Origin of the sequence: Niveibacterium sp. 24ML (assembly GCF_026586805.1) — a bacterium.
Taxonomy (GTDB): domain Bacteria; phylum Pseudomonadota; class Gammaproteobacteria; order Burkholderiales; family Rhodocyclaceae; genus Niveibacterium.
In genome coordinates, this window is record NZ_JAPFHA010000002.1 from 280,332 (window position 1) to 306,227 (window position 25,896).

Here is a 25,896-nt window from a genome sequence, read left to right on the forward strand (position 1 = left end):
GATGGCCGGCTTTTCTTACCGTGGGCGTGACGCGCGCGGCGGCCTGGTCGAGGGCGCCGTCGATGCCGTCAGCCAGACGGCCGCGGCTGACTTGCTGCTGGCGCGCGGGGTTACGCCGCTGGAAATCACGCCGGCCAGGCAGGGAGGCGGCTTCGCGCTGACCTGGGCGCGCCTGAACCAGCGCAAGGTGAACGACGAAGACATCATGTTCTTCAGTCGGCAGATGTACACGCTGCTCAAGGCCGGCGTACCGATCCTGCAGGCGCTCGGTGGCCTGCGCGAATCCTGCCATGTGCCCACCTTTGCCGCCGTGCTGGGGCGCTTGCGCGAAGGGCTTGATTCGGGCCGCGAGCTGTCGATCGCGCTGAACGACACCGGCGTGTTCAGCCCCTTCTACATCGCCATGGTCAAGGTGGGTGAGATGACGGGCCGGCTCGACCTGATCTTCTTGCGCCTGTTCGAACATCTGGAGTTCGAAAAGGAAATGCGGCAGAAGATCAGCGCGGCCATTCGCTACCCCACCTTCGTGATCATCGCCATGGCGGTGGCGATCGGCGTCATCAACCTCTTCGTGATTCCGGCCTTTTCGAAGGTCTTCAAGCAGTTCAACGCCGAGTTGCCGGTGATTACCCGCGGCCTGATCGCGTTTTCGGACTTCACCATCAACTACTGGTGGCTGGTGCTCGGCCTCATCGCGGCGGCGGTGTTCGGCGTGCGGCACTGGGTATCGACCCCCGAGGGCCGCTTGCGCTGGGATCGCGCCCAACTGCGCCTGCCCATCATCGGCCCGACGATCAACAAGGCCACGCTGGCGCGCTTCGCACGCGCCTTTGCGCTGTCGCTCAAGAGCGGCTTGCCGGTTACGCAGGCCTTCGCCGTGGTGGCGCAGGTGGTGGACAACACCTGGATTGCGCAAAAGCTCGACGCGATGCGCCAGGGCGTGGAGCGGGGCGAGAGCATCCTGCGCACCGCGTCTGCATCCAAGGTGTTCACGCCCATCGTGCTGCAGATGATTCAGGTGGGCGAAGAGTCGGGCGATGTTGACGGCCTGCTGATGGAGGTGGGCGAGATGTACGAGCGCGAGGTGGCCTACGAGGTGGACAACCTGAGTGCGCGGATCGAGCCGATCCTGATCGTGAGCCTGGCTGGTCTGGTGCTGCTGCTGGCGCTGGGGGTGTTCCTGCCGATGTGGGATCTGGGTGGCGCAATGATGAATCGAAAGTAATGCGCAAGAGTGCGCTTGGCCTGCCGTTAATTGAAGTGGCAGTGATTGCGCTGCTCGGCGCGCTGCTAGCCTGGCAACTGTTCTATCGGCTTGAGCGCATGGCGGTAGAAACCGAGCGCATTGCGATGGAGCTGACGGTGGCCAATCTGCGAACGGCCTTGCGCTGGTACCAGACGCGGCAGTTGATGGGCGCGTCGGCAGCGGATCTGGGGGGCGAGCCAGAGCTGACGAACCCGGTTGCGCTGCTGGAGCAAGCGCCCGCCACTTATGTTGGCGTGGTGGAGCCGGGGCAGACGGGCGCGGTGCCGCCGGGGAGCTGGTATTTCGACAAGGCCCTGGGCCAGTTGTGCTACCGGCCCAAGGCCGAAGTGGACATGAAGGGTGTGGCGATCTGTTACGCGTTGCGCCGCAAGGGCAACGAAATGGGCGATGTCGTGTTGCAACTGACAACGCCGTATCGCTGGCAGTGAGGCTTGCTGGTGGCCTGTGTGCCGGGAGCAAGGTGTGAATCAAAAACCGAAAGGACGCAGCAAATGAAAAAGAACCAGGGCTTTACGCTTATCGAACTGATCGCGGTCATCGTGATCCTCGGCATTCTGTCGGCGATTGCCTTGCCGAAGTTCGTGAACCTCACGTCCGAGGCGCGCGTGGCCAAGATGCAGGGTGCGGTGGGGGCGGTGAATTCGGCTTCGGCGCTGGTGCATGCAAAATGGCTGGCGGGTGGGTCGACTGGGGCAAGTGTGGTGGTTGAGGGGCCGACGACGATCAACGTTGTCAACGGCTACCCCGCTGCAGCGAGTCTGGCCGATGCAGCTGGACTCTCCGGCAGCGACTACAAAGTGACTGTCGCCGGGACTAAGGCAACGATCGAAGATCCGGGCAAGGCAAGTTGCAGCTTTAGCTATACCGAGGCAGCGGCAGCGGGTGCGACGCCCACCGTCGACCAGAGTGGCGTGATACCGGCCAACTGCTGAGTCCTCGTGTATCGAAGCGGGCGTTCTCTTTGCCGATCGGCGGCGCCCCGGCGTAGCAAGGGCTTCACGCTTGCCGAGTTGATTGCGGTGCTGGTGATCGTTGGCGTGTTGTCGGCGGTGGCCGCGCCGCGCTTCTTCGCGCGCGGCGGCTTCGATGCCTACGGCTACGGCGAGGCGGTGCGGCGTGGCGTGCGCCTGGCGCAAAAGGCAGCGATCGCCAAGCGCCGCACGACTTGTGTGAGCCAGACCACGACCGCGCTGACGCTGACATTCGCCACCGCGGCGGGGGGCTTGGCCTGCGACGCGGCATTGCTTGACCCGGCGACCGGCACGGCCTTCTCCGAGCCGGTGCCCAGCGGGCTGACGGTGAGCCCCGCCACCTTCACCTTCACCTTCACTCCCCTCGGGCGGCCCAGTGCCGGGCAGACGATCACCGTCACCAGCGACGTTGTGGCAACCATCATCGTGGAAGCGGAAACCGGCTATGTGCGCTAGGCCGCGGCGCCAGTGCGGCGTCACCCTGGTTGAACTGCTCGCCTTCATCGTCATCATTGGCGTGGCGCTGGCGGGCGTGCTGCTGGCGGTGCGCACGGCGGTCGGGAGCAGTGCAGACCCGCTGATCCAGAAGCAGATGCTGGCGATAGCCGAATCGCTGCTTGAAGAGATTGAAAGCAAGGCCTTCACCTTCTGCGACCCTTCCGATCCGAACGCGCTCACCGCAAGCAGCCCGGCAGGCTGCAGCCCGGGCCTGGCGGTGGGGCTGGGGCCCTTGCCCGGGCAAAGCCGCTACAGCAGCACCAACCCCTTCAACAATGTTGGCCACTACCACGGGTTCGCGATGAACACGGGCATCCTGAACCCAGCTGATGGCACGCCGCTGCCGGGGCTTTCGGCCTACACGGCGAGCGTGACGATCAGCCAGGTCGGAACCAGTTTCGGGATCGCCGCCACTGAAGCCCTGCAGATCGACGTGACGGTGAGCGGCCCGAACCCGACGCAGATTCCGCCGATCACCCTGACCGGCTACCGCCTGCGCCATGCGCCCAATGCCGTCCCCTGAATTTCGCCGCTCGTGCGGCTTCACCCTGATCGAGATGGTGCTGGTCATCACCATCGTGGGCATTCTTGCGGCCACCGCGGCGGTGTTCATCCAGCGCCCGATGGAGGCGATCTTCGATACGGCCGACCGCGCCGCCTTGTCGGATTCCGCCGAAACCGCCATGCGGCGCCTGGGGCGCGAGATCCGCTCGGCCCTGCCGAACAGTTTGCGCGTGACCAGCACCGGCAGCGGCGCGACGGCCCGCTACTACATCGAGTTTCTGCCGGTGCTTGGCGGTGGCCGCTATTGCGCCGCGCCCGACGCGGGCGGCGTGTGTTCCAGCATGGCGGGGAGCATCAGCAACCCGCTGACATTCGATCTGGCCGACAGCAGTTTCGAAGTGATCGGCCCGGTGGTGCAGCCCACCACCGGCACGCTTGCCTATGTGGCGGTCTACAACCTTGGCACGCCCGGTGCCGATGCCTGGGCCGGCGACACCCTCGCCGCCTTCGGCAGCCTGACCGGCGGCGGCGCCCGGACGGTGACGCTGGCCGCACCGAAGCTGTTTCCGTTTGCCTCGCCGGGTAACCGCTTTCACCTGGTTGGCGCACCGGTCAGCTACGAATGCGCGCCGCAGACTGCGGGCACCAGCGGCACCGGTACGCTGCGGCGCTACTGGGGCTATGCCTTGTCGGCGGCACAGCCGACGAGCTTTGCTTCGGCGAACTCGGCTCTGGTGGCGGACCGTGTGGCCGCGTGCCGGGTTGACTACACGCAGACAGCGATTGAGCAGAATGGGCTGATCAGCCTCACGCTGGGCCTGCAGCAGAAGGCCGAAACCGTGACGCTGACCCACGAAGTGGTGGTGAACAATGTGCCGTGAGCGCGGATTCCTGCTGCCTGCCGCAGTATTCCTGCTGGTGGTGCTGGCGGGGTTGGCGGCCTTCTTGCTGCGGGTGGGAGCCACCGCACAACAGGGTGCCGCGCTGGATGTCCAGGGCGCACGGGCCTATCAGGCTGCCCGCGCCGGCATTGAGCTGGGGCTCTTTCAGGTGCAGCGGAACAACGCCTGCACCGCCTCACAGACGGTGCCGCTGCCCGTGGGCTTGAACGGTTTCAGCGTCACGCTCACCTGCTCGGCCACCGCGTTTCAGGAGGGCGGCAATGCCCGCGCGCTCTACCTGCTCGTCTCGACTGCCAGCTATGGCACGGTGGCCAGCAGTGATTTCGTTGAGCGACAGATTGTGGCGACGACGGAGCGATGAGAATGCGAGTGATTGGTCTGCGCTGCTTGTGCGGCTTTGTCCTGATGTGTTGTACGGCGGTGGCGCTGGCCGCGATTTCGGTTACGCCGGGCGCCACTGCCACCACGAGCGGCAACAGCACGCTGACGCTCGTCACGCCGACAGGAACGGCCTCTGGCGATGTGCTGGTCGCGCTGATTGCGGCGCGCGCGCCAATGAGCAGCGCACCCCCTTCTGCGGCGTGGAGCAAAGAGGCCGAGATAGTCGATGCCGCAGGTGGTACGTCCACAGCGGTCTACACGCTGGTGCTGACTGCAGCGCCGGCTGTGGGCTATGGCTTCACGCTCGCCGGGGGGGCCAGCAACGCCACCTCGGTCGGTGGATTGCTCGCGTTGCGTGGCGTAAATACGGCGGTGCCGGTTTGTGCCTTCAAGAAAATCTCTGCCGCCAGCGGTAGCACGCTGACAGCGCCGGCCGTTGGCGCTACCTGCGCGGCAGGCGGCGTGCAGGTCAACTTTTTCTCGGCAACCCATGGTAATGCCACGATTTCGCCTGCGTCGGGGTCGATTGGCTTGCAGCGCGGTGGAGGCGGGGCCGACGGTGCTGCCATTGCAGCATCGTGGCGAACCCTCACTGCGACGGGTGACAGCAGAGCGGTGACCGCCAGCAGCACTTTAAGCGCCGGCTGGGGCGCCATCAGCATGGTGTTTCAGACTACGGCAATGACGTGCTTCAGCGACGATTTCAATCGTGCCGCACTTGGGAGTGACTGGGTTGCCATCAAGACGAACGGCAGCTTCACGCCGACCACGGTCACTTCGCCAAGTCCCGCGAGGGCGCGCCTGACCGACAACATCGGCAATGAGTCCACCGCGATGACCCTGCAGCGGTTGATCCCCGCGGCCAATGGCATCGTGCAGGTCACGCTGAAGTTCTTCGCCTATGGGCAGACCAATCCCGCAGATGGTGTTTCGGTGATCCTTTCTGACGCGACCATCACCCCGCAGGCGGGCGGCAGGGGCGGTGCGCTCGGGTATGTGAAGTTCGCCGGCGGTTGGTTGGGCGTGGGCCTGGACGAGTACGGGAACTTCTCCAATACGGCCGGTGGACAACTTGGTGGTCCGGGTCGCGTGCCTCAGTCGGTCGCGATTCGCGGCTCTGGCGCTGGGGTTGCTTCAACTGGTTATCGCTGGATTACCGGCACAGGCACCTTGACGCCCACCCTGTCGACCAATACGACGAGCACGACCCCTTCGCCGGGCCATCTGTACCGGGTGACCATCGACTCGCGGACAAGCGGCAAGAGTTTCGTCACCGTTGAGCGCGATACCACGTCGACCGGCAATGCCTATTCGACCTTGTTGGGGCCGATTGATGTCATGACCTCATCGGGTCAGGTTGCAGTTCCAAGCAATCTTTTGCTTTCGCTGGCCGGCTCTACCGGCGGCAGCATGGCCTTTCATGAGATTACGGGCCTGAAGGTCTGCGCCAATGCCATCAACCCGGTGTCCGCGCAGATCGATCACATCCGCTTTCTGTATGCGCAGCAGGCGCTTACCTGCACGCCCTCGGACATAACCGTGCAGGCTTGCATGGATGCGGCATGCACCACCACTTATGAGGACAATGTCACCGTCACCTTGACACCGACAGGCTGGCTTGGGGGCGATACGAAGGTGATCGCAGGCTCGGGCACGCCCCTCAAGCTCGCCAAGACGGTGGCGGGCACCTATACGCTGGGGGTCAGTGCCACCTCGGTGCCGCTCAAGCCCTACAGCGCGCCCCAGTGCTGGGACGGCGCAACGAAGACAGACTGTTCCATCGTCTTCAATGCCGCCGGCCTGAGCTTTAGCGTGCCGAACCTGGTCTCCGGCCAGACCTCGGCGCCGATCACGGTTTCGGCGGTGCGGCAGACCGCGCCGAACACGGCGTGCGTGCCGGCGTTCGCCAACGTCACGCGTAACGTCGGCTTCTGGTCCAGCTACTCGAATCCGGCCACCGGCACGATGAATCTGGCGGTCAATGGCAGCAACGTGGGCACCACCGCCGGTGCTGCCACCAGCCTTGCGCTGGCCTTCAATGGCAGCGGCCAGGCGACGATCAATGTGCAGTACCCGGATGCCGGGCAAATCCGGCTCGACGCCCTTTACACCGGCAATGCGGCCAACAGCGATAGCGGACTGAGCATGCCGGGAAACTCGCAGTTTGTGGTCAAGCCGGTGGGCCTTTGCGTCGAAAGCCCGGATGCCAACTGGAACTGCGCCTCGCTCAGCGCCGGGTGCACGAAATACGTGCAAGCAGGTCAGCCCTTCAATTTGCGTGTCAGCGGCCGTAAATGGGTGAATGGAAGCACCGATCTGTGTAGCAACCCCGTGACGCCCAACTACCAACAAGCTGGAATTGCTTTGTCGTCCGCCGTGCTGGCACCGGCAGGCGGTAGCAATGGCACGCTGGGCGTTGGCAGCATTTCGCCGGCAGCGGGCGATGGCGGTTCGAAGACGATCAACAACCAGACCCTCTCGGACGTCGGCGTCTTCCGGATTACGGCAACACCTGCGACAGCCGCTTACTTCGGCGAGACGGTGGCGGGGGGGGCTGGCGTCACTGGCCGCATCTATCCGGCCGGTTTCAAGGCCAGCGGCGTGGTGCTGAACAACCGCAGCACGGCAGGCTGCGCGCCGGCGTCGAGCTTCAGCTATCTGGGCGAACCCTTTGCGACGGCATTTACCTTGCAGGCGGTGTCAGCGGCAACCGGCAACCCGGCGGTGCAGAACTACCTCGGCAGCTTTGCCAAGCTGAGCCTGGCCTCGGCGGCGAACCTGGGCTTTGGCGTGCAGCACGGTGCGGTGTCGCTCAACAGCCGGCTCACCGCAAGCTGCGCCGGTGCGGCGGGTAGCTGCGGTACCTGGGCGGCGGCGGGTGTGCCGATCAACGCATCGCTCACCGTGGCACGCGCGGCTTCGCCGGACGGGCCTTACACGGCAGCGCTGGTGGGCATGAGCCCGGTCGATAGCGATGGCGTGCGCATGCTGCCGCAAAACTTCAGCAGCGTGCCCGGCGGAGCCACCGACGGTGCGCAGTTGGCGAGCACCCATCTGCGCTACGGGCGGGTGCGCGTGAGCAATGCCTACGGTACGGCGCTGCAGAGCCTGGCGGTGCCCAGCATTGTTGAAAGCTATACCGGCACGGCATTCGCGAAAAATACGCTCGATAGCTGCACGCTGCTGCCGATCCCGGCCAGCACGCTGGTGGGCAGTGTTGCCACCCCCACTGCCGCTGCGCTGTACTGCGCGGGCGGACTGGGTTTCTATCCGCTTGCGCCGCCGCGCAATCAGTTGGCGCCCGGCAGTACTACCCTGACCGCGCTGGCCTCTGCGGCCGCCGGCGACATCGGGGTCAAGCTGGGTAAGCCGAACCTTGCAGGGTATGTTGATCTGGCGCTAGCGGTGCCGGACTGGCTCAAGTTCAACTGGGACGGCGTCAAGAACGCGAGTGGCTGCACCGTGCCAGGGGCCGATCTGAACGACGACAATCCGCGCGCCCGCATTCGTTTTGGCGCCTTCCGTAACCCGTCGATCATCTTTATGGGAGAGAGCTATTAGCCCCCTTGCCCGCCTTCTCGACCAGCCTTGGCTGAAGCGGCGCGCGGGCGGCGATGCGGCCGCAATCAACCTCGCCTGCCGCGCGAGCGCCGTAGTGGCAACGCAGATCACGCTCCCGGATGCGCCGAGGCCCAGGGTGGAGATTGCCCGCGTCCTGTTTGCGCAGGGTGACGATATCGCGCGTTGGGAGGCGATCAGCCAGGCCGTGAATTTGCGCGATGCGCCGATCCGCGTCCTGTTGGCCCCCGGGGAATACCAGTTCCTGCAGGTGGACCTGCCACAGGTGGCGCCAGAGGAACTCAAAACCGCCCTGCGTTGGCAGGTCAAGGATCAGCTTGCGTGGCCGGTTGAAAGCAGCACGCTTGACGTGATTGCTTGCGTGGAAGATCCCGCCAGTCACCGCCGGCCTCCCGGTTTCGTCGTGGCAGCGGCGAACCCGATTTTGCTGAAGCACATGCAGCGCTTTCGCGCACACAATGCGCGTGTCACCGTAATCGACATACCGGAAATGGCACAGCGCAATCTGGCCCAGATGCTGGATGAGCCGGGGCGGGCAACAGCCTTGCTGTCGATCGGTGAGAGCGGGGCGCTATTGACAGCCACGCGTGGCAGCCAGATTTTTTTCACACGGCGTTTCGATTCGCCATTCGAAGCGATCAGCAAGAGCGAAGAGGGCCGCCGTGCGGTGTTTGATCGCCTGGTACTGGAACTGCAGCGCTCGGCCGATGTGCTGGAGCATCAGCTCTCGCACCTGGGGGTGTCGAAACTCTGGCTGGCGCCGTTCCCGCACCGCGATGAGTTGCTCAGTCTGTTGATTGATTCGCTCTACCTGCCGGTGAAGGCGATCGAACTCGAAAGCCTGTTCGACTTCGGCGCCGAGGGCGCGCCGCAGGACGAACTGGTTGCCGCCGCGCTCTTCCTGCCGCTGGGCTTGGCCCTGCGTGAACGGGCGGTGCCATGAAGCCGAACATCAACCTTGCCGATCACTCGCTGCTGCCGCGCGAACCGCAGTTCACGCTCAACAGCCTTGCGCTGGCCTTGTTGCTGGTGGCGCTGTGCATGAGCGCGATTGCGGCCGGCGCACTGCATGTGGCGCGCCAGCGGACAGCCGAGCGCGCTGTGCTGCAGGCGCAGTTTGATCGTATGCAGCGTGATGTTGCCCAGCTTACCGCCGAGCTTGCACCGCGCAAGAACGAAACGGCCAATGCGCAGCGGCTTGCCGCGCTCACGCAGGAAGGCGAGGAGCTGCGCCGCATTTCGCGCATGCTCGATGGCGGCATCGCAGGCTCCAGCAAGGGCTTCTCGGAGAGTCTGGACGGGCTGGCGGCGCAGCGGGTCGAGGGCGTCTGGCTCACCGCGTTCACGCTGGCGCCGGCGCGTGCCGAATTCGTCGGTCACGCGGTCGACGCGGCGCGGCTGCCCTTGTTCATTGCTGCACTGGGGCGCATCGACGCGCTGCGTGAGCACAGCTTCGCCAGCATCGAACTCAAGGAAGCGCCGGCGCCAGCGATCGAGCAATCCGCCCCGGGTGGTGCGCGCAAGCCGGTGCCCCTGAGCTTCCGGATCGGCCCCGGCGAGGAGGGCAAGCGATGAAAGCGCGCTGGATCGCCTTGAGTGATCGCTTCAATGCGATGGCCGATCGCGAACGCATCCTGCTTTGCGCCGCGGCAATCGGGGTGCTGCTCGGGTTGTTCTGGTTCTTGCTGATCGAGCCGGCGATGAATCGCCAGGCAGCGGCTCTTGCGCAGGTGCAGACGCTGCGCAAGCAACTCGATGGCCTGGCGGAGCAGGCGGCCTTGCTGGACGAGGCGCGCCGCAATGACCCCGATCTGCTCGCGCGCCAGCAGATCGAGCGCCTGATCAAGGAGAACCTTGAGCTCAAGGCTGCGCTGTCGAGCAAGCGCGCCTTGCTGGCCGACCCGCGCGAGGTGCCGGCGCGCCTGCGCGATCTGCTGGCGGCCCAGCCGGGCCTGGAGCTGGTGAGCCTGACTTCCTTGCCGGTGCAGAACCTGATGGCGAGCGATCCGCTCGCCGCCGCGCCGCCCCCGGGTGCGGTGCAGTCGGCCCCGCTCAGCGATACGGTGCCAAGCACGGCGGTGTATCGCCACGGGCTGACCATCGCGGTACGCGGCGACTACGCAACGGTTTCAAAGTGGCTGCGTACGGTGGAACAGTTGGGCTGGCAGGTCTTCTGGGGCAAGCTGCACTATGAAGTCGATCGCTACCCGCAAGCGGTGGCGACGGTCACGATTTACTCACTAAGTCTGGATGCTGCATGGCTGCGTCTTTGAAACCTTGGTTCGGTCTGGCGTTTGGTCTCTGCGCCATGGCCGCTTTGGCGGCGCCGGGGGATCCGACGCGCCCGCCCGATGCTTACCTGCCGGCCGCGATGCCGGCGGCTGGCGCACCCAGCGCTGAGGCGATGGTCTTGCAGTCAGTGCTGATCGGGCCGGACCGGAAGCTGGCCGTGATCAGCGGTCAGACGGTGTTGTTGGGCGGCAGGATTGGCGAGGCGCGCCTGGTGGCGATGAGCGAGAAGTCGGCAACGATTGAGGACGCCAGTGGCCGCCGCGTGCTGCCGCTGGTGGCCACCATGAAACAGACGCCAGCAGCCGTGGGGACGAAACCCGGCATGGCAAGGAGGGGGGGCGAATGATCCGCCGTTCATACAGCAGTCTGCTGGTGCTGTGCATGTTGGCGGCTTGTGCGTCCAACCCGCCCGGCTACGATGCGCCGCAGCAAGCGATCCGATCCGAGATGGCCAAGGCCAGCACCGCCACGGTGGCGCCGGCGCCAACGCCTGCACCGGTTGCCAGGCCCGATCCGCTGGCGCCGCCACCGCGCGCGGCCGTGGCGCAGAAGCGCTTTGACCTTGCGGTCAACAACGCGCCCGCGGCGCAGGTGCTCCTGAGCATCGTTTCCGGCACGCCGTATTCGATGTTGCTGCCGCCAGACTTGAGCGGCACGATCAGCATGAACCTGCGCGAAGTCACGGTGATGGAGGCCTTGCAGGCGATCAGACAGGTCTATGGCTATGAGTTCCGTGTTGATGGCACGCGGATCGCGGTCATGCCGCAGACCATGCAGACGCGGGTGATGCAGATCAACTACCTGGACATCAAGCGCAAGTCGATCAGCGATGTGCGGGTGATTTCCGGTTCAGTCAGCGATGGCAGTTCAACCGGCTCGACCACCAATTCCTCCAGCGGCACGACAACGCAGACCAGCGGCGGAAGCAGCAGCAACTTCGTTGCGAATCAACTGACCACCAACACCAAGAGCGACTTCTGGACCGAGCTGATGAGCGTGCTCCAGTTGATCATCGGCGAAGGCGATGGGCGCAAGGTGGTGGTCAGCCCGCAGGCGGGTCTGGTGGTGGTGCGGGCGATGCCTTCGGAGCTGGCCCTGGTGGAGCACTACCTGCGCAGCGCGAAGCTGTCGCTTGAACGGCAGGTGATCCTTGAAGCCAAGATCATCGAGGTTCAGCTCAACAACCAGTTCCAGGCCGGTATCAACTGGGCAGCCTTCGGCAATGGATCGAGCGGTTCGGTCTCGGCGGGGCCGATTGCCCCGGGCATGACCCTCTCCAACGACGGCTCGGCGCAGATTGGCAACATCATCACCGGCGTTGCCGGGCAGACGCTCAGCAATGCGATCACCTCGGCCGGAACGATGTTCGGCCTGGTCTTCCAGAGCGGCAACTTTGCAGCGGTGCTCAACCTGCTGGAGCAGCAGGGCAAGGTGCATGTGCTGTCCAGCCCGCGCATCTCGGCGCTGAACAATCAGCCGGCGGTGCTGAAGGTGGGCACCGATGACTTCTTCGTTACCAACGTCAGCTCGACCGTGACCACCGGCGTCTCTTCGACCAGCACGCCCACCGTCACGTTGCAGCCGTTCTTCTCCGGCATCTTGCTGGATGTCACGCCTTCGATTGACGACCAGCGCCAGGTGACCTTGCATGTGCATCCATCGGTGAGCGATGTCACCGAAGTCACCCGCCGCATCAACCTTGGAAACCTGGGCACGCTGACGCTGCCCCTGGCGTCAAGCAAGGTCAGTGAAACCGCCAGCGTGGTGCGCGGGCAGGATGGGCAGATCATCGCGCTGGGCGGGCTGATTCGCGAGGCGCTGACTGACGACGTGGATCAGGTGCCGGTGCTGGGGGGCTTGCCGGTGCTGGGCAGCCTCTTCCGCAGCACCGGCAAGAAGATGGTCAAACGCGAACTGGTGATCCTCATTCGCCCGACAATCGTCGATTCCAATGTTGCCTGGTCCGACGATCTGAAGGGTGCCGATACGCGTTTGAACAAGTTGCTTGAGCTCGACAATCTGAAGTTCGACAACGAACTGCGGCAAAGCAAATAGTCGCCCCTTCGGCATGACATGAAGCGCACGCGCAGCCGTGCGCTTTGTTCATTCATGGCGATCGCGCAGACAGCGACTTTCATGCTCAGGCTCTTCTACTACCCGAGCAATGCCCGCCTTGCGCCGCCGCTGGAATTGCCCGCCATGGCGCGGACCTTTGAACAGGCAGGTCTTCAGCGGCCCGGGGTTTGAGCTTCGCCGGCGGCGTTCCGTGGCACCTTGCGCGGGTTATCAGCGCCGCTGGATCGCCTGCATCAGCTTTTCCAGGGCTGCATCCTGGCTGGCGGCGCGCTGGGCTTCGGCTTCGCGCCGTAGGCGATCATGATCCTCAAGGCTTTCAAGTGCGCGGGCAAGGTCGAGCATGACGACCGGCGCATTGCAGTAGGGGCAGTTGCAGTCCTTGAGTGCGTGCAAGGGGGCGCCGCATTGGGTGCAGGCCATGCCCAGCAACTGCTTGCCGGGCATTGCGAGGTCTGCGGGTGTGACTTTGCGCAGCAGCCCTTTTTCGGCGAGGAATTGCGCGTGCGTGACCGCGTGGCCGTGGGCGCTGGGGCAGCGGTGGTGGATCATGCGCCCGTAGCGGCTCATGTTGTGAATGCGATTGAGCGCTTCGCCGCAGCGCGGACAGGCGAGTCGCTGGCGCAGCGGTTGATCGGCGCTGTCGGAGGACTCGGCGATCAGGCGGAACAGCTCAAGCAGGCCTTCGCGGGCGAGGGTTGCAGTCTCCATCTGGTCGAACCACAGCACGCGGCATGCCGCGCAATGGTCGATCTCCACCACCTTGCCGTAGTGGGCGGCAAGCGAAATCGCACGCATCGGGCCACCGCAGTTGGGGCAGGGGGCGGACGTGCTCATGGTGCGGGCCTGCGCAGCGGAATCACGATTTGCGAGAGCTCAACTGCGGAGCGGACGCCCATCTTGTCGAAAACCCGCGCGCGGTGGACTTCGACGGTACGCATTGAAATGTCGAGTGCGTCGGCGATCTGTTTGTTGAGCTTGCCTTCGAGGATGCGTGTCATGACTTCTTGCTCGCGCGGGGTCAGTGAGGCCAGCCGTGCTTCGATGTTGGCGCGTGAACCCTGGTCGGCGCGGTTGCGGGCATCGAAGGCCAGTGCTTCCTGCACGAGGTCAACCAGTTCGTTGTCGTTGCAGGGTTTTTCGACAAAGTGCCAGGCGCCGCGACGCAGCATCTGCACCGCCAGTGGCACGTCGCCATGGCCGGTGAGAAACAGCACCGGCAGCGTTGCGCCGCGTGCGAGCATCTGCTCGAAGCACTCGGGGCCGCTCATGCCCCCCAGCCGCACATCGAGCACCACGCAACCGCGCAGGGTGGCATCGAACGCGGCGAGGAAGGCCTCGCCGCTGGCCCAGGTGCGGCAGGCGAGGCGCCGGCTCTTGAGCAGCCAGGCGAGCGCATCGCGGATGGCTTCGTCATCGTCGACGACATGGACAAGTGGCCCCATCTCAGACCTTGATCGGCAGTGCAAAGTGGAAAAGCGTACCGCCGCCGGGGCGGGTTTCAAACCACAATCGCCCCTGGTGCAGTTCGATGATCGAGCGGCAGATGTTCAGACCCATCCCCATGCCGTCGGCCTTGGTGGTGTAGAGCGCGTCGAACAGGCGCTCGCCGACTTCGGGCGGGATGCCGCTGCCGCAGTCGGCCACGCTCAGTTGCACCCACTCTTCGTCGGCGTTGGTGCTGACAGTCAGCGTGCGCGCGTGGCCGGGGGTATCCGCCATGGCGTCAAAACCATTGCGGACGAGGTTGACCAGTACTTGCTGAAGCATCACCGTGTCGGCATGGACTTCCGGCAGCGCAACGGCCAGCACGGCTTCCAGGCGTACGCCGCGCCGGCGGGCTTCGGATTTGACCAGTTCGAAGGCTTCCACCACAACGGAATTGACCCGCGTCGGGCGGAAGTTCGATTCGCGCTTGCGCACGAAATCGTGCACCCGCCGGATGATGTGGCCGGCCCGCGTGGCTTGCTGAACCAGTTTTTCCAGCGCGGCCTCGACTTCGCTTTGCGGCAGGCTGCCCTGCCGCAGCGCGTTGAGCGCCCCGGTGGCGTAACTGGTGATGGCGGCAAGCGGTTGGTTGAGTTCATGCGCGAGTGACGACGCCATCTCGCCCATCGTCACAAGGCGCGAGTTGGCTTGCAGCTTTTCTTGTTGCTGGCGGGCCAGTTCTTCGGCGCGGCGCCGCTCGGTGATGTCGAGCACCGAACCCATCCAGCCCACATGGCGGCCGGTTTCATCGATCAGCGGGGCCTCGTAGAGCAGGGCGTCGAACTTCTCGCCGTTCTTGCGACGGAACCGCAGTTCCACGCCTTGCGCGGGCGTTTCACCTGCGAGGATGCGATCGTGCACCGCCTGGGTTGCCTCCATTTCCTCGGGCAACCAGTACGGCATCGGCGGCGCCATGCCCACCATTTCATCGGCACTCCAGCCGAACATGCGGCAGAAGGCCGGGTTCACATAGGTGATCCGCCCGGTCAGATCGCGCGCGCGCAAGCCGGTCAGCAGGGCGTTCTCCATCGCTTGACGCACGGCCACTTCGCGCAGCAAGGCTTGCTCGGCATCGCGGCGGCGACGCATGTGCCGGCTCAGTGTCCACAGGCTCCAGACGGTGGCCGCCGCAAACACGATGACCGCCCCGGCGAAGGCCAGGGGCACCAGCCGGGTGCCGACGCTGTAGCCTTCCACCTTCAGGCTCAGTCCGTGCCCGGGCGGGTCGAAGGGGATCTCGTAGCTCAGCTCCGGTGCCAGCGGGGCGACCAGGGACTTGGCGACCACTTCGCTGCCCCGCTGATCACGGATCGACAGGCGATAGCGCTCTGAGAACCACCAGGGCACCTGCGTCGACAGGATGTTGCGGAAGGCATAGACCGCGACCACGTAGCCGACCAGCCGGTCGCCATCGTGCCAAGGCACCGCAACCGCGAAACCAGGCTCGGTTTGCGGCTCTGCGACATAGCCGTAACCCGCGCGGCCGGTGGCGCGCGACATGTCGGCGGCTTGTTGCACCAGTTCAGGGTCTTCCGGCCGAAGCTCGGGCGGCCAGGCGCCCCGAACCGAAAGCCGTTCATCCACCCAGATGACCCGCTGAAAGCCATTCTCGCCTTCGGCCAGCTTGCGCAGGCGCGCCAGGGTGGCTTCCGAGTTTGCTGCGCGCGAAAACAGGCGGGGAGCCAGTTGCCGCAGCAAGCCTTCGTTGCGTTCGAGCCCGAAGCGCAGGTTCTGCTCCAGCCACAGTACGTCGGACACCACTGCGGCGCGCTGATCTTCCCGATCCTGCTGCAAGGTCAGCGCCACAAAGCCGACGATGCCGGCCACCAGCGCGAGCAAGGCCACTACGGGCAGCCGCCAGTACCATTCGCTGCTGGGTGTCGGAGGGGCGTGGTGCGGAGTGGTCACGCGCCTAGTCTAGCGAGCGCCAGCGGGCATTGGGCACCTGTTGTGGAAGACCACAATGGCCCTGGATGTATGCGTCGCGAAGTGGCACGTAATCTGTCGCGTGGGTGCGTGGGGTGATGGACGCGCGATCTGGCGCGCCGCTTACGGGCTTCAGCCTGGCATTATCCGGCCCATGAAAAAGGGCGCCGCGGGGCGCCCTTGCTTTGCTGGCTGCGGCGGGAAGTCAGTGCGCCAGCGGAATCGTGCGGGCCTGGTCGAAGCGCAGCAATGCGTCGATCTTTGCCTCGATCTGCATGAAGCGGGCCACTTTCGCGGCGGAGAGCGATTTCACCATCTTGTTCGTGTGCTCGCCGCGGAGCTTGATCAGATCGCGTTCGGCCGCGTTGATGTCCTTCATCAGCCGCTTTGCGTTCGCGTCGGTCAGTTTCGAGTCGACCGCGATGAAGTCGATCATCGCAAGCGTCAGGCGCTGACGGATCGGGGCCTGAGCCTTTTCGAAGGCTTCATACATTGGCCAGAAGCGTTCCGCTTCGGCGGCGCTCAGCTCCATGTTGTCGGCAACGAGCTTCTTCTTGTCGGTACGGATCTTGTCACGCAGGGCTTGAATGGCCGTGGTGTCGATCTCGGCGGGAGGCGCGGCAACTGCATTGACGCCAATCAGCGATGCGCAGCAAATCAGCGCGGCAACAAGTCGTTTCATCTTGAACCCTCATGGTTGTTATCCCCAAATATTATGAGCGCTCGGCGCGATTGGGGAGGGGCTGGTCGCACATTCGACAAAGCTTGCCTCAGCGCCGGATCGGCAGCCTGCCTGCCAACAAATTCACCAAGAGTCTGGCAAATATTCCCTGATATAATCAAAAGTTGCCTTTTTTGTACCTATCAACTTGTGGAGTTTGAACATGGCTATCGAACGCACGCTCTCGATCATCAAGCCCGATGCGGTCGCCAAGAACGTTATCGGCAAGATTTACCAGCGTTTTGAAGACGCAGGCCTGAAAGTGGTCGCGGCCAAGCTGGTGCATCTGTCGGCGCAGGAGGCGGGTCAGTTCTACGCCGTGCACAAGGAGCGTCCGTTCTTTGCCGATCTGGTGAAGTTCATGACCTCGGGCCCTGTGATGATCCAGGCGCTCGAGGGCGAGAACGCCATTGCCAAGAACCGCGAGCTGATGGGTGCGACCGATCCGAAGAAGGCCGCGCCGGGCACGATCCGCGCCGACTTCGCCGAGTCGATCGACGCCAATGCCGTGCACGGTTCCGATGCGCCGGAAACCGCCGCTGTTGAAGTGGCGTTCTTCTTTCCGGGCATGAACGTCTACTCCCGCTAAGCAAGCCGTAGCGATCCAACAGGCGCGCCGGCCGGGAATTCGAATGCCCGCCGGCGGTCTGAACGGTCTCTGCCCCCGGAGACAATCATGACGACAGCACAAGATAACCGCGTCAACCTGCTCGATTTCGATGTGCAGGCCATGACAGACTGGTTCGCCGCGCAGGGCGAGAAGCCCTTTCGTGCGCGCCAGGTGCTGCGCTGGATTCACCGCTTCGGGGAAACCGATTTCGAGGCGATGACCGATGTCGCCAAGAGCCTGCGCGCCAAGCTGCAGGGCTCGGCTTGCATCGTTCCGCCCAATCCGATCCGCGACAGTATTTCTACCGACGGCACGCGCAAGTGGCTGTTTGATGTGGGCAATGCCAATGCGGTCGAAAGCGTGTTCATCCCCGAGACGAACCGGGGCACGCTCTGCATTTCTTCGCAGGCGGGTTGCGCGCTCGACTGCTCCTTCTGCTCCACCGGAAAGCAGGGCTTCAATCGCAACCTGAGTGCGGCCGAGATCATTGGCCAGTTGTGGATGGCCAATCGCCTGCTGGGTGCGGTCAAGCCTGGTGCCGATGAGGCCGGCGAACGGATCATCAGCAACGTGGTGATGATGGGCATGGGCGAGCCGCTGGCCAACTTCGACAATGTTGTGTCCGCGCTCAACCTGATGCTGGATGATCACGCCTACGGGCTCTCGCGCCGTCGCGTCACCGTGTCGACTTCAGGCATCGTGCCGGCGATGGATCGCTTGCGCGATGCATGCCCGGTGGCGCTGGCCGTGTCCTTGCACGCCCCCAACGATGCGTTGCGCGATGTGCTGGTGCCGATCAACAAGAAGTACCCGCTGGTGGAGTTGATGGCGGCTTGCCGCCGCTACCTTGAGCGCGCACCGCGCGACTTCATCACGTTTGAATACGTCATGCTCGACGGCGTCAATGATCAGGACGAGCATGCCCGCCAGCTTGTTGCGCTTACCCGCGACGTGCCGTGCAAGTTCAATCTGATCCCGTTCAACCCATTCCCGAATTCTGGTTACGAGCGCTCGCCCGCGCCCCGGATCAAGCGCTTTGCGCAGATCCTGATCGACGCCGGCATCGTCACCACAACCCGCAAGACGCGCGGCGACGATGTCGATGCCGCATGCGGACAACTCGCCGGGCAAGTCGTGGACAAAACCCGGCGCACCACGCGAACCACCATACCGCTCACGGAGGTCAGATCTTGATCGGATTTCGTACGGCTCTTCTCTTGCTCGCGCTCGCTGCCGGTGGCACCGGCTGCAGTTCCGGTGGTTCGCGTTCCAAGGCAGGCGAATCCGATCGTCCCTCGGCGGATCAGCCGGTGACTTCCGACGCGCGCAAACGCTCACGAGCGCACGTCGAGTTGGGGACTGAATACCTGAAGGCGGGGCGGTTCGGGGTGGCCATGGAAGAGGCGCGGATCGCGATTGAGGAGGACCCCTCCTACGCTGCGGCGCATCAGCTGAAAGCCTCGGTCCACGTTTACCTTGAAGAGAAAAAGGCTGCGCAGGATTCGTTCGAGCGTGCGCTGAGTCTTGCGCCGGGCGATCCGGAGTTGGCGAACAGCTACGGCTGGTTCCTTTGCACCAACGGTGAACGTTCGCGCGGCTTGGATCTGCTCGTGAAGTCCGCGCAGAACCCTTACTACGAGAAGGCGACGCGTCCGTACACGAACGCCGGATTGTGCTATCTGATGGATAACAACACCGAGGCCGCTCGCGTGCAGTTCCAGCGTGCTTACACGCTGGATCCGAAGAACACGACGGCGTTGTACAACCTTGCGCTCATCACTTACCAGAAGGGCGACACGCAACGCGCTCGCGAAATGACGACCGAGCTCAATCGCATTGGCGATCCCACCGCGGCCTCGCTCTGGCTGGGCCTTCGCGTCGAACACAAGCTCGGCAACCGTGAAGCGGAGGTTGCCTATCTGGCCCAGTTGAAGCGGCGATTCCCGGATTCGCCGGAGCTACAAGACTATTTGCAGGGGCGCTTTGATTGAGCGCGAGTTCGATGGAATCAACAACCTACGCGACTGAGCCCGGCGTTGCCGCCTCTGGTGCGGCTTTGCGTCAGGCGCGAGAGGCGCGCGGACTGGGTTTGGCCGAGGTGGCCACTACCCTCAAGCTGACCACCCGCCAGATTGAGGCGATTGAGGACGAGGCCTTTGAGGTGCTGCCCGGCAACGCCTTCGCGCGCGGCTTCGTTCGCAACTATGCGCGCTTCCTGAGTCTGGACCCGGCACCTTTGCTTGAGCGCATGGCGCAGCCTGCGCGTGCCGAAGAGCTTCGCCTCGCGCCCGAATCGAACGCCGAAGGTGCGGTACCGCGTTCGCCCTCAGGGTATCGATCGACCTCGGCGATGCCCGCAGTCTTGTTGTTTGGGGCGATTCTCGTGTTGGGCGGACTTGGCTATCTGTTCGACTGGTACGGTCGCCAGAGCCCGGTCTTGATCGATCAGGCTGCCTTGCAGTCAATGCCGGCGGTCGCCAGCAGCGAAGCTGTGTTTCCGCCGAAATCGGAAGAAACCGAAGTGGTGATGGCGCAAGTCGAAGCGGTCGCAACGGCTTCGGCGCCCGCGCTGCAGGCGCCTGCTTCAGAGCCTCTGCCAGCGCAATCAGCCGCGCTCGTGACGGCTGATGCGCCTGCGCCGCAGCCCATGCAATCGGCGCCGGCCACGCCGGAGGCTCCGCAGGCCGGCATCTCGTTTTCCTTTTCCCAGGATGCCTGGGTCGAGGTGCGTGACGCTTCCGGCCGAGTGGTGTTCTCGCAGCTGAACAAGGCCGGCTCGACTCAGGCGGTTCAGGGCAAGGCGCCGTTCTCGCTTGTGATCGGCAATGCAACCAACGTGAAGCTTTCATACAACGGTCAGCCGATTGACCTGACGCCCCATACCAAGGTCAGCGTAGCGCGGCTATCGCTGAAGTAAGACCATGGCTCTCTTCGACCCCTTCGGCGGCAAGCCTCTCTCACGTCATCGCACACGCCAGGTTCGTGTTGCGGGTATCCGGATCGGCTCGGACTCGCCGATCGTGGTCCAGTCGATGACCAATACCGACACCGCGGACCATATCGCGACGGCGATCCAGATCGCGCAGTTGGCGCGCGCCGGCTCCGAGATCGTTCGCATCACGGTCAACAACGAGGAGTCGGCGGCCGCCGTACCAAGGATTCGTGAGCAACTGTTGAAGATGAACGTGGATGTCCCCTTGGTCGGCGACTTCCACTACAACGGCCATCGTTTGCTGACCGCCTATCCGGAGTGTGCGTCGGTTCTTGACAAATACCGCATCAATCCCGGCAACGTCGGCGCAGGCCAAAAGCGTGACCTGCAGTTTGCGTCGATCATCGAATTGGCGTGCAAGCACGACAAACCGGTGCGCATCGGCGTGAACTGGGGCAGCCTGGATCAGTCAGTCCTCGCCCGGATCATGGATACCAACGCGCAGCGCGCTGAACCCCTGGATGCGATGGCGGTGATGCGCGAAGCGCTTGTGACGTCGGCACTTGAATCCGCTGCTCTGGCCGAGTCATGCGGCATGGCGGGGGATCGCATCATCCTGTCGGCCAAGGTGTCGAGCGTACAGGACTTGATCGCGGTCTATCGCATGCTTGCAGATCGTTGCGACTATCCGCTGCATCTGGGCCTGACTGAGGCGGGCATGGGCAGCAAGGGTATCGTGTCGTCTACGGCGGCGCTCAGCGTGCTCTTGCAGGAAGGGATCGGCGACACGATTCGCGTGTCATTGACACCCGAACCGGGCGGCGCGCGCACGCAGGAAGTCGTCGTGGCGCAGGAGATCCTGCAGAGCATGGGCTTGCGGGCCTTCACGCCCATGGTGACAGCCTGTCCGGGCTGCGGTCGCACGACGAGCAGCTTCTTCCAGGAGCTTGCGCAGTCCGTGCAGAGCTACGTGCGCGACAAGATGCCGGAGTGGAAAAAACGATACGACGGCGTGGAGAATCTCACGCTTGCGGTCATGGGCTGCGTGGTGAATGGCCCTGGCGAGAGCAAGCACGCAAATATCGGTATCTCGCTGCCAGGTACTGGCGAAACACCGGCAGCGCCGGTTTTCGAGGACGGCCAGAAGACCGTTACGCTGCGTGGCGACAATATCGCGCAGGAATTCATTGCGCTGATTGATGCCTACGTGGCGCGCAAATACACGAAGAAATCATCCTGAGCCTTTGGGTTCAGGCGTAATCGACAGGTAAAGATGGCACAGAAACTGATTCAGGGCGTGAAGGGGATGCACGACATCCTGCCGGAGGATGCGGAGCGTTGGGAGCTATTCGAGGAGATCGTTCGCGGCTGGCTGCGCGACTACGGCTACCGGCCGATCCGTACGCCGATTCTCGAGTTCACGCCCTTGTTCGTGCGCAGCGTTGGCGAGCACACCGACATTGTCGAGCGCGAAATGTACGCCTTCGAAGATCGCCTCAATGGTGATCCGCTCGTGCTGCGGCCGGAAGGCACCGCGCCCTGCGTGCGCGCCGTGCTCGAACACAACCTGATCAATGCCGCCGGCCCGCAGCGTCTCTACTACAACGGCCCGATGTTCCGCCATGAGCGCCCGCAAAAGGGACGTTTGCGGCAGTTCCATCAGTTCGGTGTGGAGGCGTTCGGCTACGCGGGCCCAGACATCGATGCCGAGCACATCGTCATGCTCTCCCGCTTGTGGCGCGATCTTGGCCTGGAAGACGACATCTGGCTGGAAATCAACTCGCTGGGCGCCAGCGAAGAGCGTGCGCGCCACCGCGAAGCACTGATCGCCTACCTTGAGACGCATATCGACCTGCTGGACGACGATGCGCGTCGTCGGCTTCACTCGAACCCGTTGCGGATCCTCGATACCAAGAATCCGGCGCTGCAAGCCGTGGTTGAAGCCGCGCCCAAGCTCTACGAATTTCTCGGCGTCGAATCCCTGGCGCACTTTGAGGGCGTGCAGGCCTTGCTGCGTGAGGCGGCGGTCCCGTTCAAGGTGAATCACCGCTTGGTGCGGGGCCTGGACTACTACAACCGCACCGTGTTTGAGTGGGTCACGGATAAACTGGGTGCCCAGGCCACAGTGTGTGGTGGCGGCCGCTATGATGGTCTGGTCGAACAACTCGGCGGAAAGCCGACGCCCGCCTGTGGTTTTGGCATGGGGATTGAACGTTTGATGATGCTGTGGGCCGAAGTCCAGGCTGACTCGGTGCGCGCAGAACCTGACGTCTACCTGGTTCACCAGGGCGAGGCGGCTTCGCGCTTGGCGTTCCGTGTCGCCGAGCAGCTTCGTGATCACGGTTTTGCGGTGATCTATCACTGTGGCGGCGGCAACTTCAAGAACCAGATGAAGAAGGCCGACGCATCGGGAGCCCGCGTTGCCGTGATCATCGGTGATGACGAGGCGGCGGCGGAAGAGGCCAGTTTCAAATTCATGCGGGAAGAGGGTGAGCAGCGCCGCCTTCCCGTCGCTCAACTCGGCGAGACTCTCGCCGCTCTGCTCTACAACGTGGAAGAAGAAGATGGCAGCGTTTGACCTTGAAGAACAGGAACAGATAGCAACCCTCAAGGCCTGGTGGGAAAAGTGGGGCACGCTCGTGACGATCGTCGCCGTTGCGCTGGCCCTGGCGGTTCTTGGCTGGCGCGGCTGGGAGTGGTACAAGCACAAGCAGGCCTCTGAGGCCAGCGTGATCTTCGCGACCCTGGTTCAGGCCGTGGAAGCCAAGGACGCACAAAAGATCCGCGAAGCGTCGGGTGTGATCTCCGAACGCTATGGCGCCACCGCCTATGCCGACATGTCGGCACTGCTTGCTGCCCAGGCGCAAGCGGCAGCCGGCGACCGCGCGAGCGCAAAGACCAAGCTCGAGTGGGCGGCGACAAAGGGTAATGACCCGCTGACCCGCGATCTGGCACGTCTGCGTCTTGCCGCAGTGCTGATGGATGACAAGGCCTACGATGCAGCGGTCAAGCAGCTCGAAGCCAAGCCGGCAAAGCCCTTTGCTGCCCGTTACGCTGACTTGCGCGGTGACGCTCTGGTCGCGCAGGGCAAACCCGCCGAGGCCTTGATTGCCTACAAAGAAGCGCTCGCACTCGTCAGTGCAGAGAACGAACAGGGCCCGCAGGCGATGAAGTCAGTGCTTGAACTCAAGGTCGATGCACTCGGGGGCGGCAAGTGAAATTGCGCCAGCCAATCCTGCTCCTTGCCGCGAGCCTTGTTCTGGGCGGCTGCTCGACGATCAGCTCCTGGTTCAGCAAGGCGTATGTCGAACCGATGGCTGAGCTGACCAAGTTCACGCCGTCCGCGCAGCTTGAGCAGGTATGGCGGGTCAGTGTGGGTTCGGCCGGCAAGGCACTGATTCAGCCGGCCAGCGCCGGCGACGCAATCTACGTTGCGAGTGGTGGTGGCGACGTTTACCGCATCGAGGGCGGGCGAACGATCTGGCGCGCGAGCACCAAGGAAGACGTGGTGGCCGGGGTTGGTGCATCGGGCGCGCTGGTCGCCGTCGGCATCAAGGGCGGACAGGTTGCCACCTTCGAGGCCGATACCGGCAAGCCGCGCTGGTCTGTTGATGTGGGCGGCGAAGTCTCTGCTGCGCCTCTTGTTGATGGCGACGCGATTGTCGTGCGGGTTGGCGATGCGAAGCTGGTTTCACTTGATGCGGCAGACGGGCGCAAGCGCTGGACTTACACGCGCACGACACCGCCTTTGTCCCTGAGGGCTTTCTCGGATGTTCGCCGCGCCGATGCGTATCTGTTTGCCGGCTTCTCTGGCGGCCGCGTCGCCGCGATCACTGCGAACACCGGCCAGCTCGCGTGGGAAGGGGCGGTGACACAACCGCGCGGTACCACCGAGCTTGAGCGTCTTTCGAATGTTGTGGGTGCGCCTGTTCTGGCGCCGGGCATGCTTTGCGGCGGTGCTTACCAGGGCCGTGTCACCTGTTTTGATCTGAATAAAGGCCTCTCGGTCTGGGGGCGGGATATTTCCACTGCAGTGGGAATCGCCTTGGATGGCACGCGGGTGTTCGTGACCGATGAGCGCAGTCTGGTGCATGCGCTCGACCGCAACACCGGCGCGACGCTGTGGAAGCTGGACGAGTTGAAGCTTCGTAAAGTCGGTCGCCCGCTCGATTTCGACCCGTACATCGCCGTGGGTGACCTTGAGGGCTACATCCATCTTTTGAACAAGGCAGATGGGCAGTTTGCCGGCCGTGCCCGCGCCGATAATTCGCCGATTGATGCACCGCTGCTCGCTCACGACAACGGAATAGTGGCGCTTTCACGTGACGGCGTTCTGTCGTACATGAAGGTGCGCTGAGGAAATGCAGTGAAACCCACCCTGGTATTAGTCGGGCGTCCTAACGTAGGCAAATCGACCCTCTTCAATCGCCTGACCCGCTCACGTGATGCCCTGGTTGCAGATATGCCGGGTCTGACGCGTGACCGGCATTACGGTATCGGTCGCCTGGGATCTCGGCCCTACTTTGTGGTGGATACGGGCGGGCTTGAGCCTGCAGCCAAGACCGGCATCCTCGCGGAAATGGCACGCCAGGCGGAACAGGCAATTGCCGAAGCCGATGCCTTGCTGTTTCTGGTTGACGGCCGTGCCGGCCTGACCCCCCAGGACAAGCAGATTGCGCAAGACCTGCGGCGTGCAGGGCGTCCGGTCCATCTGGTTGTGAACAAGGGTGAAGGGGCCAATCAGGCCGTGCTGTCAGCCGAGTTCCATGAACTCGGCTTTGGCGAACCGACCGTGATTTCCGCGTCGCATGGCGACGGCGTACGTGGTTTGATCGATTCGGCCCTTGCGCCGTTTCCCGAAGACCCGGAAAGTGATGACGATGGCAGCGGCGGCCCCAAGGTCGCGATCATCGGTCGCCCGAACGTCGGCAAGTCCACCCTCATCAACGCACTGCTCGGTGAAGATCGCGTCATCGCCTTCGATATGCCGGGTACGACGCGTGATGCCATATCGATCCCCTTCGAGCGCAATGGCAAGGCCTATACGCTGGTCGATACGGCCGGTTTGCGGCGCAAGGGCAAGGTGTTTGAGGCGATCGAGAAGTTTTCGGTAATCAAAACCTTGCAGGCGATCGAGGAGTGCAACGTTGCAGTGCTAGTGCTCGACGCCAGCCAGGACATCTCAGAGCAGGATGCGCATATCGCCGGCTTCGCACTGGAAACCGGCCGGGCAATGGTCGTTGCCGTCAACAAGTGGGACGCCGTCGATAGCTACCGGCGTGAGCAACTGAAGGCCGATCTGGCGCGCAAGCTGAACTTCCTCACCTGGGCGAAATTTCACTACATCTCCGCTCTTGAGGGCGATGGCATTGGCGCCTTGATGCGCTCGGTCGACTCCGCCTATGCGGCAGCGATGATCAAGCTGGCGACGCCAAAGCTCACGCGCATCCTGCAGGCCGCGTTGATCAAGCAGGCGCCGCCGCGCCATGGCATCTTCCGGCCGAAAATGCGCTACGCCCACCAGGGGGGCTCGAATCCCCCGGTGGTCATCATTCACGGCAATGCTTTGGAACATATCCCTGATTCCTACCGCCGTTTCCTTGAGCGGACGTTCATGGAAGTCTTCAAGCTCCAGGGCACGCCGTTGCGGATACAATTCAAGACAGCGAAGAATCCATTTTCCGAGTCGGAGTGAGCCCAAGCGGGGGCTAGGCTGATCCAATGCTCGAACTACCCCGGGACTCGTGCCCAG

The 25,896-nt window shown here is 63.8% G+C and carries 26 protein-coding genes; 22 read left to right on the top strand and 4 right to left on the bottom strand.

All coding sequences use genetic code 11. From position 1 onward, the window contains the following. The first annotated feature begins 1 nt into the window (after nucleotide 1). The 13 genes from OPU71_RS02920 to mshL all read left to right on the top strand — a co-directional run bounded on the left by OPU71_RS02920 (nucleotide 2) and on the right by mshL (nucleotide 12,449). Entirely contained in the window at nucleotides 2–1,225 is a 1,224-nt protein-coding gene (locus OPU71_RS02920; RefSeq protein ID WP_267724828.1) for a type II secretion system F family protein, read from the top strand. Next, complete coding sequence (locus OPU71_RS02925; RefSeq protein WP_267724829.1) at nucleotides 1,225–1,695, top strand: hypothetical protein; 471 nt, start codon at nucleotides 1,225–1,227, stop codon at nucleotides 1,693–1,695. The genes OPU71_RS02920 and OPU71_RS02925 overlap by 1 nt, the downstream gene beginning before the upstream one ends. Nucleotides 1,696–1,758: 63 nt before the next feature. Further along, complete coding sequence (locus OPU71_RS02930) at nucleotides 1,759–2,199, top strand: type II secretion system protein (protein WP_267724831.1); 441 nt, start codon at nucleotides 1,759–1,761, stop codon at nucleotides 2,197–2,199. A gap of 6 nt (nucleotides 2,200–2,205) precedes the next feature. Next, nucleotides 2,206–2,694, top strand: coding sequence for a pilus assembly FimT family protein (locus tag OPU71_RS02935; RefSeq protein WP_267724832.1), 489 nt, complete (start codon nucleotides 2,206–2,208; stop codon nucleotides 2,692–2,694). Next, a complete protein-coding gene (locus OPU71_RS02940) occupies nucleotides 2,684–3,259 on the top strand; it encodes a type IV pilus modification PilV family protein (protein ID WP_267724833.1) in 576 nt (191 codons plus the stop codon). Before OPU71_RS02935 ends, OPU71_RS02940 begins: the two co-directional genes overlap by 11 nt. Further along, nucleotides 3,246–4,121, top strand: coding sequence for a type II secretion system protein (locus OPU71_RS02945; protein ID WP_267724835.1), 876 nt, complete (start codon nucleotides 3,246–3,248; stop codon nucleotides 4,119–4,121). Before OPU71_RS02940 ends, OPU71_RS02945 begins: the two co-directional genes overlap by 14 nt. After that, nucleotides 4,111–4,503: a hypothetical protein gene (locus OPU71_RS02950; protein ID WP_267724836.1), complete on the top strand. Its 393-nt coding sequence runs from the start codon at nucleotides 4,111–4,113 to the stop codon at nucleotides 4,501–4,503. The genes OPU71_RS02945 and OPU71_RS02950 overlap by 11 nt, the downstream gene beginning before the upstream one ends. A 2-nt stretch (nucleotides 4,504–4,505) precedes the next feature. Next, on the top strand, nucleotides 4,506–8,084 hold the full coding sequence (locus OPU71_RS02955) for a DUF6701 domain-containing protein (RefSeq protein ID WP_267724837.1): 3,579 nt from the start codon (nucleotides 4,506–4,508) through the stop codon (nucleotides 8,082–8,084). 136 nt (nucleotides 8,085–8,220) lie between these two features. Continuing rightward, nucleotides 8,221–9,045, top strand: coding sequence for a hypothetical protein (locus tag OPU71_RS02960; protein WP_267724838.1), 825 nt, complete (start codon nucleotides 8,221–8,223; stop codon nucleotides 9,043–9,045). Continuing rightward, nucleotides 9,042–9,677 carry a PilN domain-containing protein gene (locus OPU71_RS02965; protein ID WP_267724839.1) on the top strand — a complete coding sequence of 212 codons (636 nt, stop codon included), beginning with the start codon at nucleotides 9,042–9,044 and terminating at the stop codon, nucleotides 9,675–9,677. Before OPU71_RS02960 ends, OPU71_RS02965 begins: the two co-directional genes overlap by 4 nt. Further along, complete coding sequence (gene gspM / locus OPU71_RS02970) at nucleotides 9,674–10,375, top strand: type II secretion system protein GspM (RefSeq protein WP_267724841.1); 702 nt, start codon at nucleotides 9,674–9,676, stop codon at nucleotides 10,373–10,375. The genes OPU71_RS02965 and gspM overlap by 4 nt, the downstream gene beginning before the upstream one ends. Beyond that, nucleotides 10,360–10,740, top strand: coding sequence for a hypothetical protein (locus OPU71_RS02975; protein WP_267724842.1), 381 nt, complete (start codon nucleotides 10,360–10,362; stop codon nucleotides 10,738–10,740). Before gspM ends, OPU71_RS02975 begins: the two co-directional genes overlap by 16 nt. After that, nucleotides 10,737–12,449, top strand: coding sequence for a pilus (MSHA type) biogenesis protein MshL (mshL, locus tag OPU71_RS02980; RefSeq protein ID WP_267724844.1), 1,713 nt, complete (start codon nucleotides 10,737–10,739; stop codon nucleotides 12,447–12,449). The genes OPU71_RS02975 and mshL overlap by 4 nt, the downstream gene beginning before the upstream one ends. Nucleotides 12,450–12,680: 231 nt before the next feature. Here mshL and OPU71_RS02985 read toward each other — a convergent pair whose 3' ends face one another. The 4 genes from OPU71_RS02985 to OPU71_RS03000 form a co-directional block, all read right to left on the bottom strand. Beyond that, entirely contained in the window at nucleotides 12,681–13,304 is a 624-nt protein-coding gene (locus OPU71_RS02985) for a zf-TFIIB domain-containing protein (RefSeq protein ID WP_267724845.1), read from the bottom strand. Continuing rightward, nucleotides 13,301–13,912, bottom strand: coding sequence for a response regulator transcription factor (locus OPU71_RS02990; protein WP_267724846.1), 612 nt, complete (start codon nucleotides 13,910–13,912; stop codon nucleotides 13,301–13,303). The genes OPU71_RS02985 and OPU71_RS02990 overlap by 4 nt, the downstream gene beginning before the upstream one ends. Nucleotide 13,913: 1 nt before the next feature. Then, nucleotides 13,914–15,863 (bottom strand): sensor histidine kinase, encoded by a 1,950-nt coding sequence (locus OPU71_RS02995; RefSeq protein ID WP_267724847.1) that lies wholly within the window; start codon nucleotides 15,861–15,863, stop codon nucleotides 13,914–13,916. A 223-nt stretch (nucleotides 15,864–16,086) separates the two neighbouring features. Further along, the gene (locus tag OPU71_RS03000) at nucleotides 16,087–16,563 is read right to left on the bottom strand and encodes a hypothetical protein (RefSeq protein WP_267724848.1); all 477 of its coding nucleotides are present in this window, start codon (nucleotides 16,561–16,563) and stop codon (nucleotides 16,087–16,089) included. A 202-nt stretch (nucleotides 16,564–16,765) separates the two neighbouring features. Here OPU71_RS03000 and ndk point away from each other — a divergent pair, with 202 nt between their 5' ends. The 9 genes from ndk to der all read left to right on the top strand — a co-directional run bounded on the left by ndk (nucleotide 16,766) and on the right by der (nucleotide 25,839). Next, nucleotides 16,766–17,191 carry a nucleoside-diphosphate kinase gene (gene ndk / locus OPU71_RS03005; RefSeq protein WP_267724849.1) on the top strand — a complete coding sequence of 142 codons (426 nt, stop codon included), beginning with the start codon at nucleotides 16,766–16,768 and terminating at the stop codon, nucleotides 17,189–17,191. 87 nt (nucleotides 17,192–17,278) lie between these two features. After that, entirely contained in the window at nucleotides 17,279–18,406 is a 1,128-nt protein-coding gene (gene rlmN / locus OPU71_RS03010) for a 23S rRNA (adenine(2503)-C(2))-methyltransferase RlmN (protein WP_267724850.1), read from the top strand. Then, the gene (pilW, locus tag OPU71_RS03015; protein ID WP_267724851.1) at nucleotides 18,403–19,203 is read left to right on the top strand and encodes a type IV pilus biogenesis/stability protein PilW; all 801 of its coding nucleotides are present in this window, start codon (nucleotides 18,403–18,405) and stop codon (nucleotides 19,201–19,203) included. The genes rlmN and pilW overlap by 4 nt, the downstream gene beginning before the upstream one ends. Nucleotides 19,204–19,214: 11 nt before the next feature. After that, nucleotides 19,215–20,129, top strand: coding sequence for a RodZ domain-containing protein (locus OPU71_RS03020; protein ID WP_267724852.1), 915 nt, complete (start codon nucleotides 19,215–19,217; stop codon nucleotides 20,127–20,129). A 4-nt stretch (nucleotides 20,130–20,133) separates the two neighbouring features. Further along, nucleotides 20,134–21,384, top strand: coding sequence for a flavodoxin-dependent (E)-4-hydroxy-3-methylbut-2-enyl-diphosphate synthase (gene ispG, locus OPU71_RS03025; protein ID WP_267724853.1), 1,251 nt, complete (start codon nucleotides 20,134–20,136; stop codon nucleotides 21,382–21,384). 33 nt (nucleotides 21,385–21,417) lie between these two features. Beyond that, on the top strand, nucleotides 21,418–22,722 hold the full coding sequence (gene hisS, locus OPU71_RS03030; RefSeq protein WP_267724854.1) for a histidine--tRNA ligase: 1,305 nt from the start codon (nucleotides 21,418–21,420) through the stop codon (nucleotides 22,720–22,722). Next, a complete protein-coding gene (locus OPU71_RS03035; RefSeq protein ID WP_267724856.1) occupies nucleotides 22,709–23,362 on the top strand; it encodes a YfgM family protein in 654 nt (217 codons plus the stop codon). The genes hisS and OPU71_RS03035 overlap by 14 nt, the downstream gene beginning before the upstream one ends. Next, nucleotides 23,359–24,501, top strand: coding sequence for an outer membrane protein assembly factor BamB (bamB, locus tag OPU71_RS03040; RefSeq protein ID WP_267724858.1), 1,143 nt, complete (start codon nucleotides 23,359–23,361; stop codon nucleotides 24,499–24,501). The genes OPU71_RS03035 and bamB overlap by 4 nt, the downstream gene beginning before the upstream one ends. A 9-nt stretch (nucleotides 24,502–24,510) precedes the next feature. Beyond that, entirely contained in the window at nucleotides 24,511–25,839 is a 1,329-nt protein-coding gene (gene der / locus OPU71_RS03045) for a ribosome biogenesis GTPase Der (protein ID WP_267724859.1), read from the top strand. The last annotated feature ends 57 nt before the right edge of the window (nucleotides 25,840–25,896 follow it).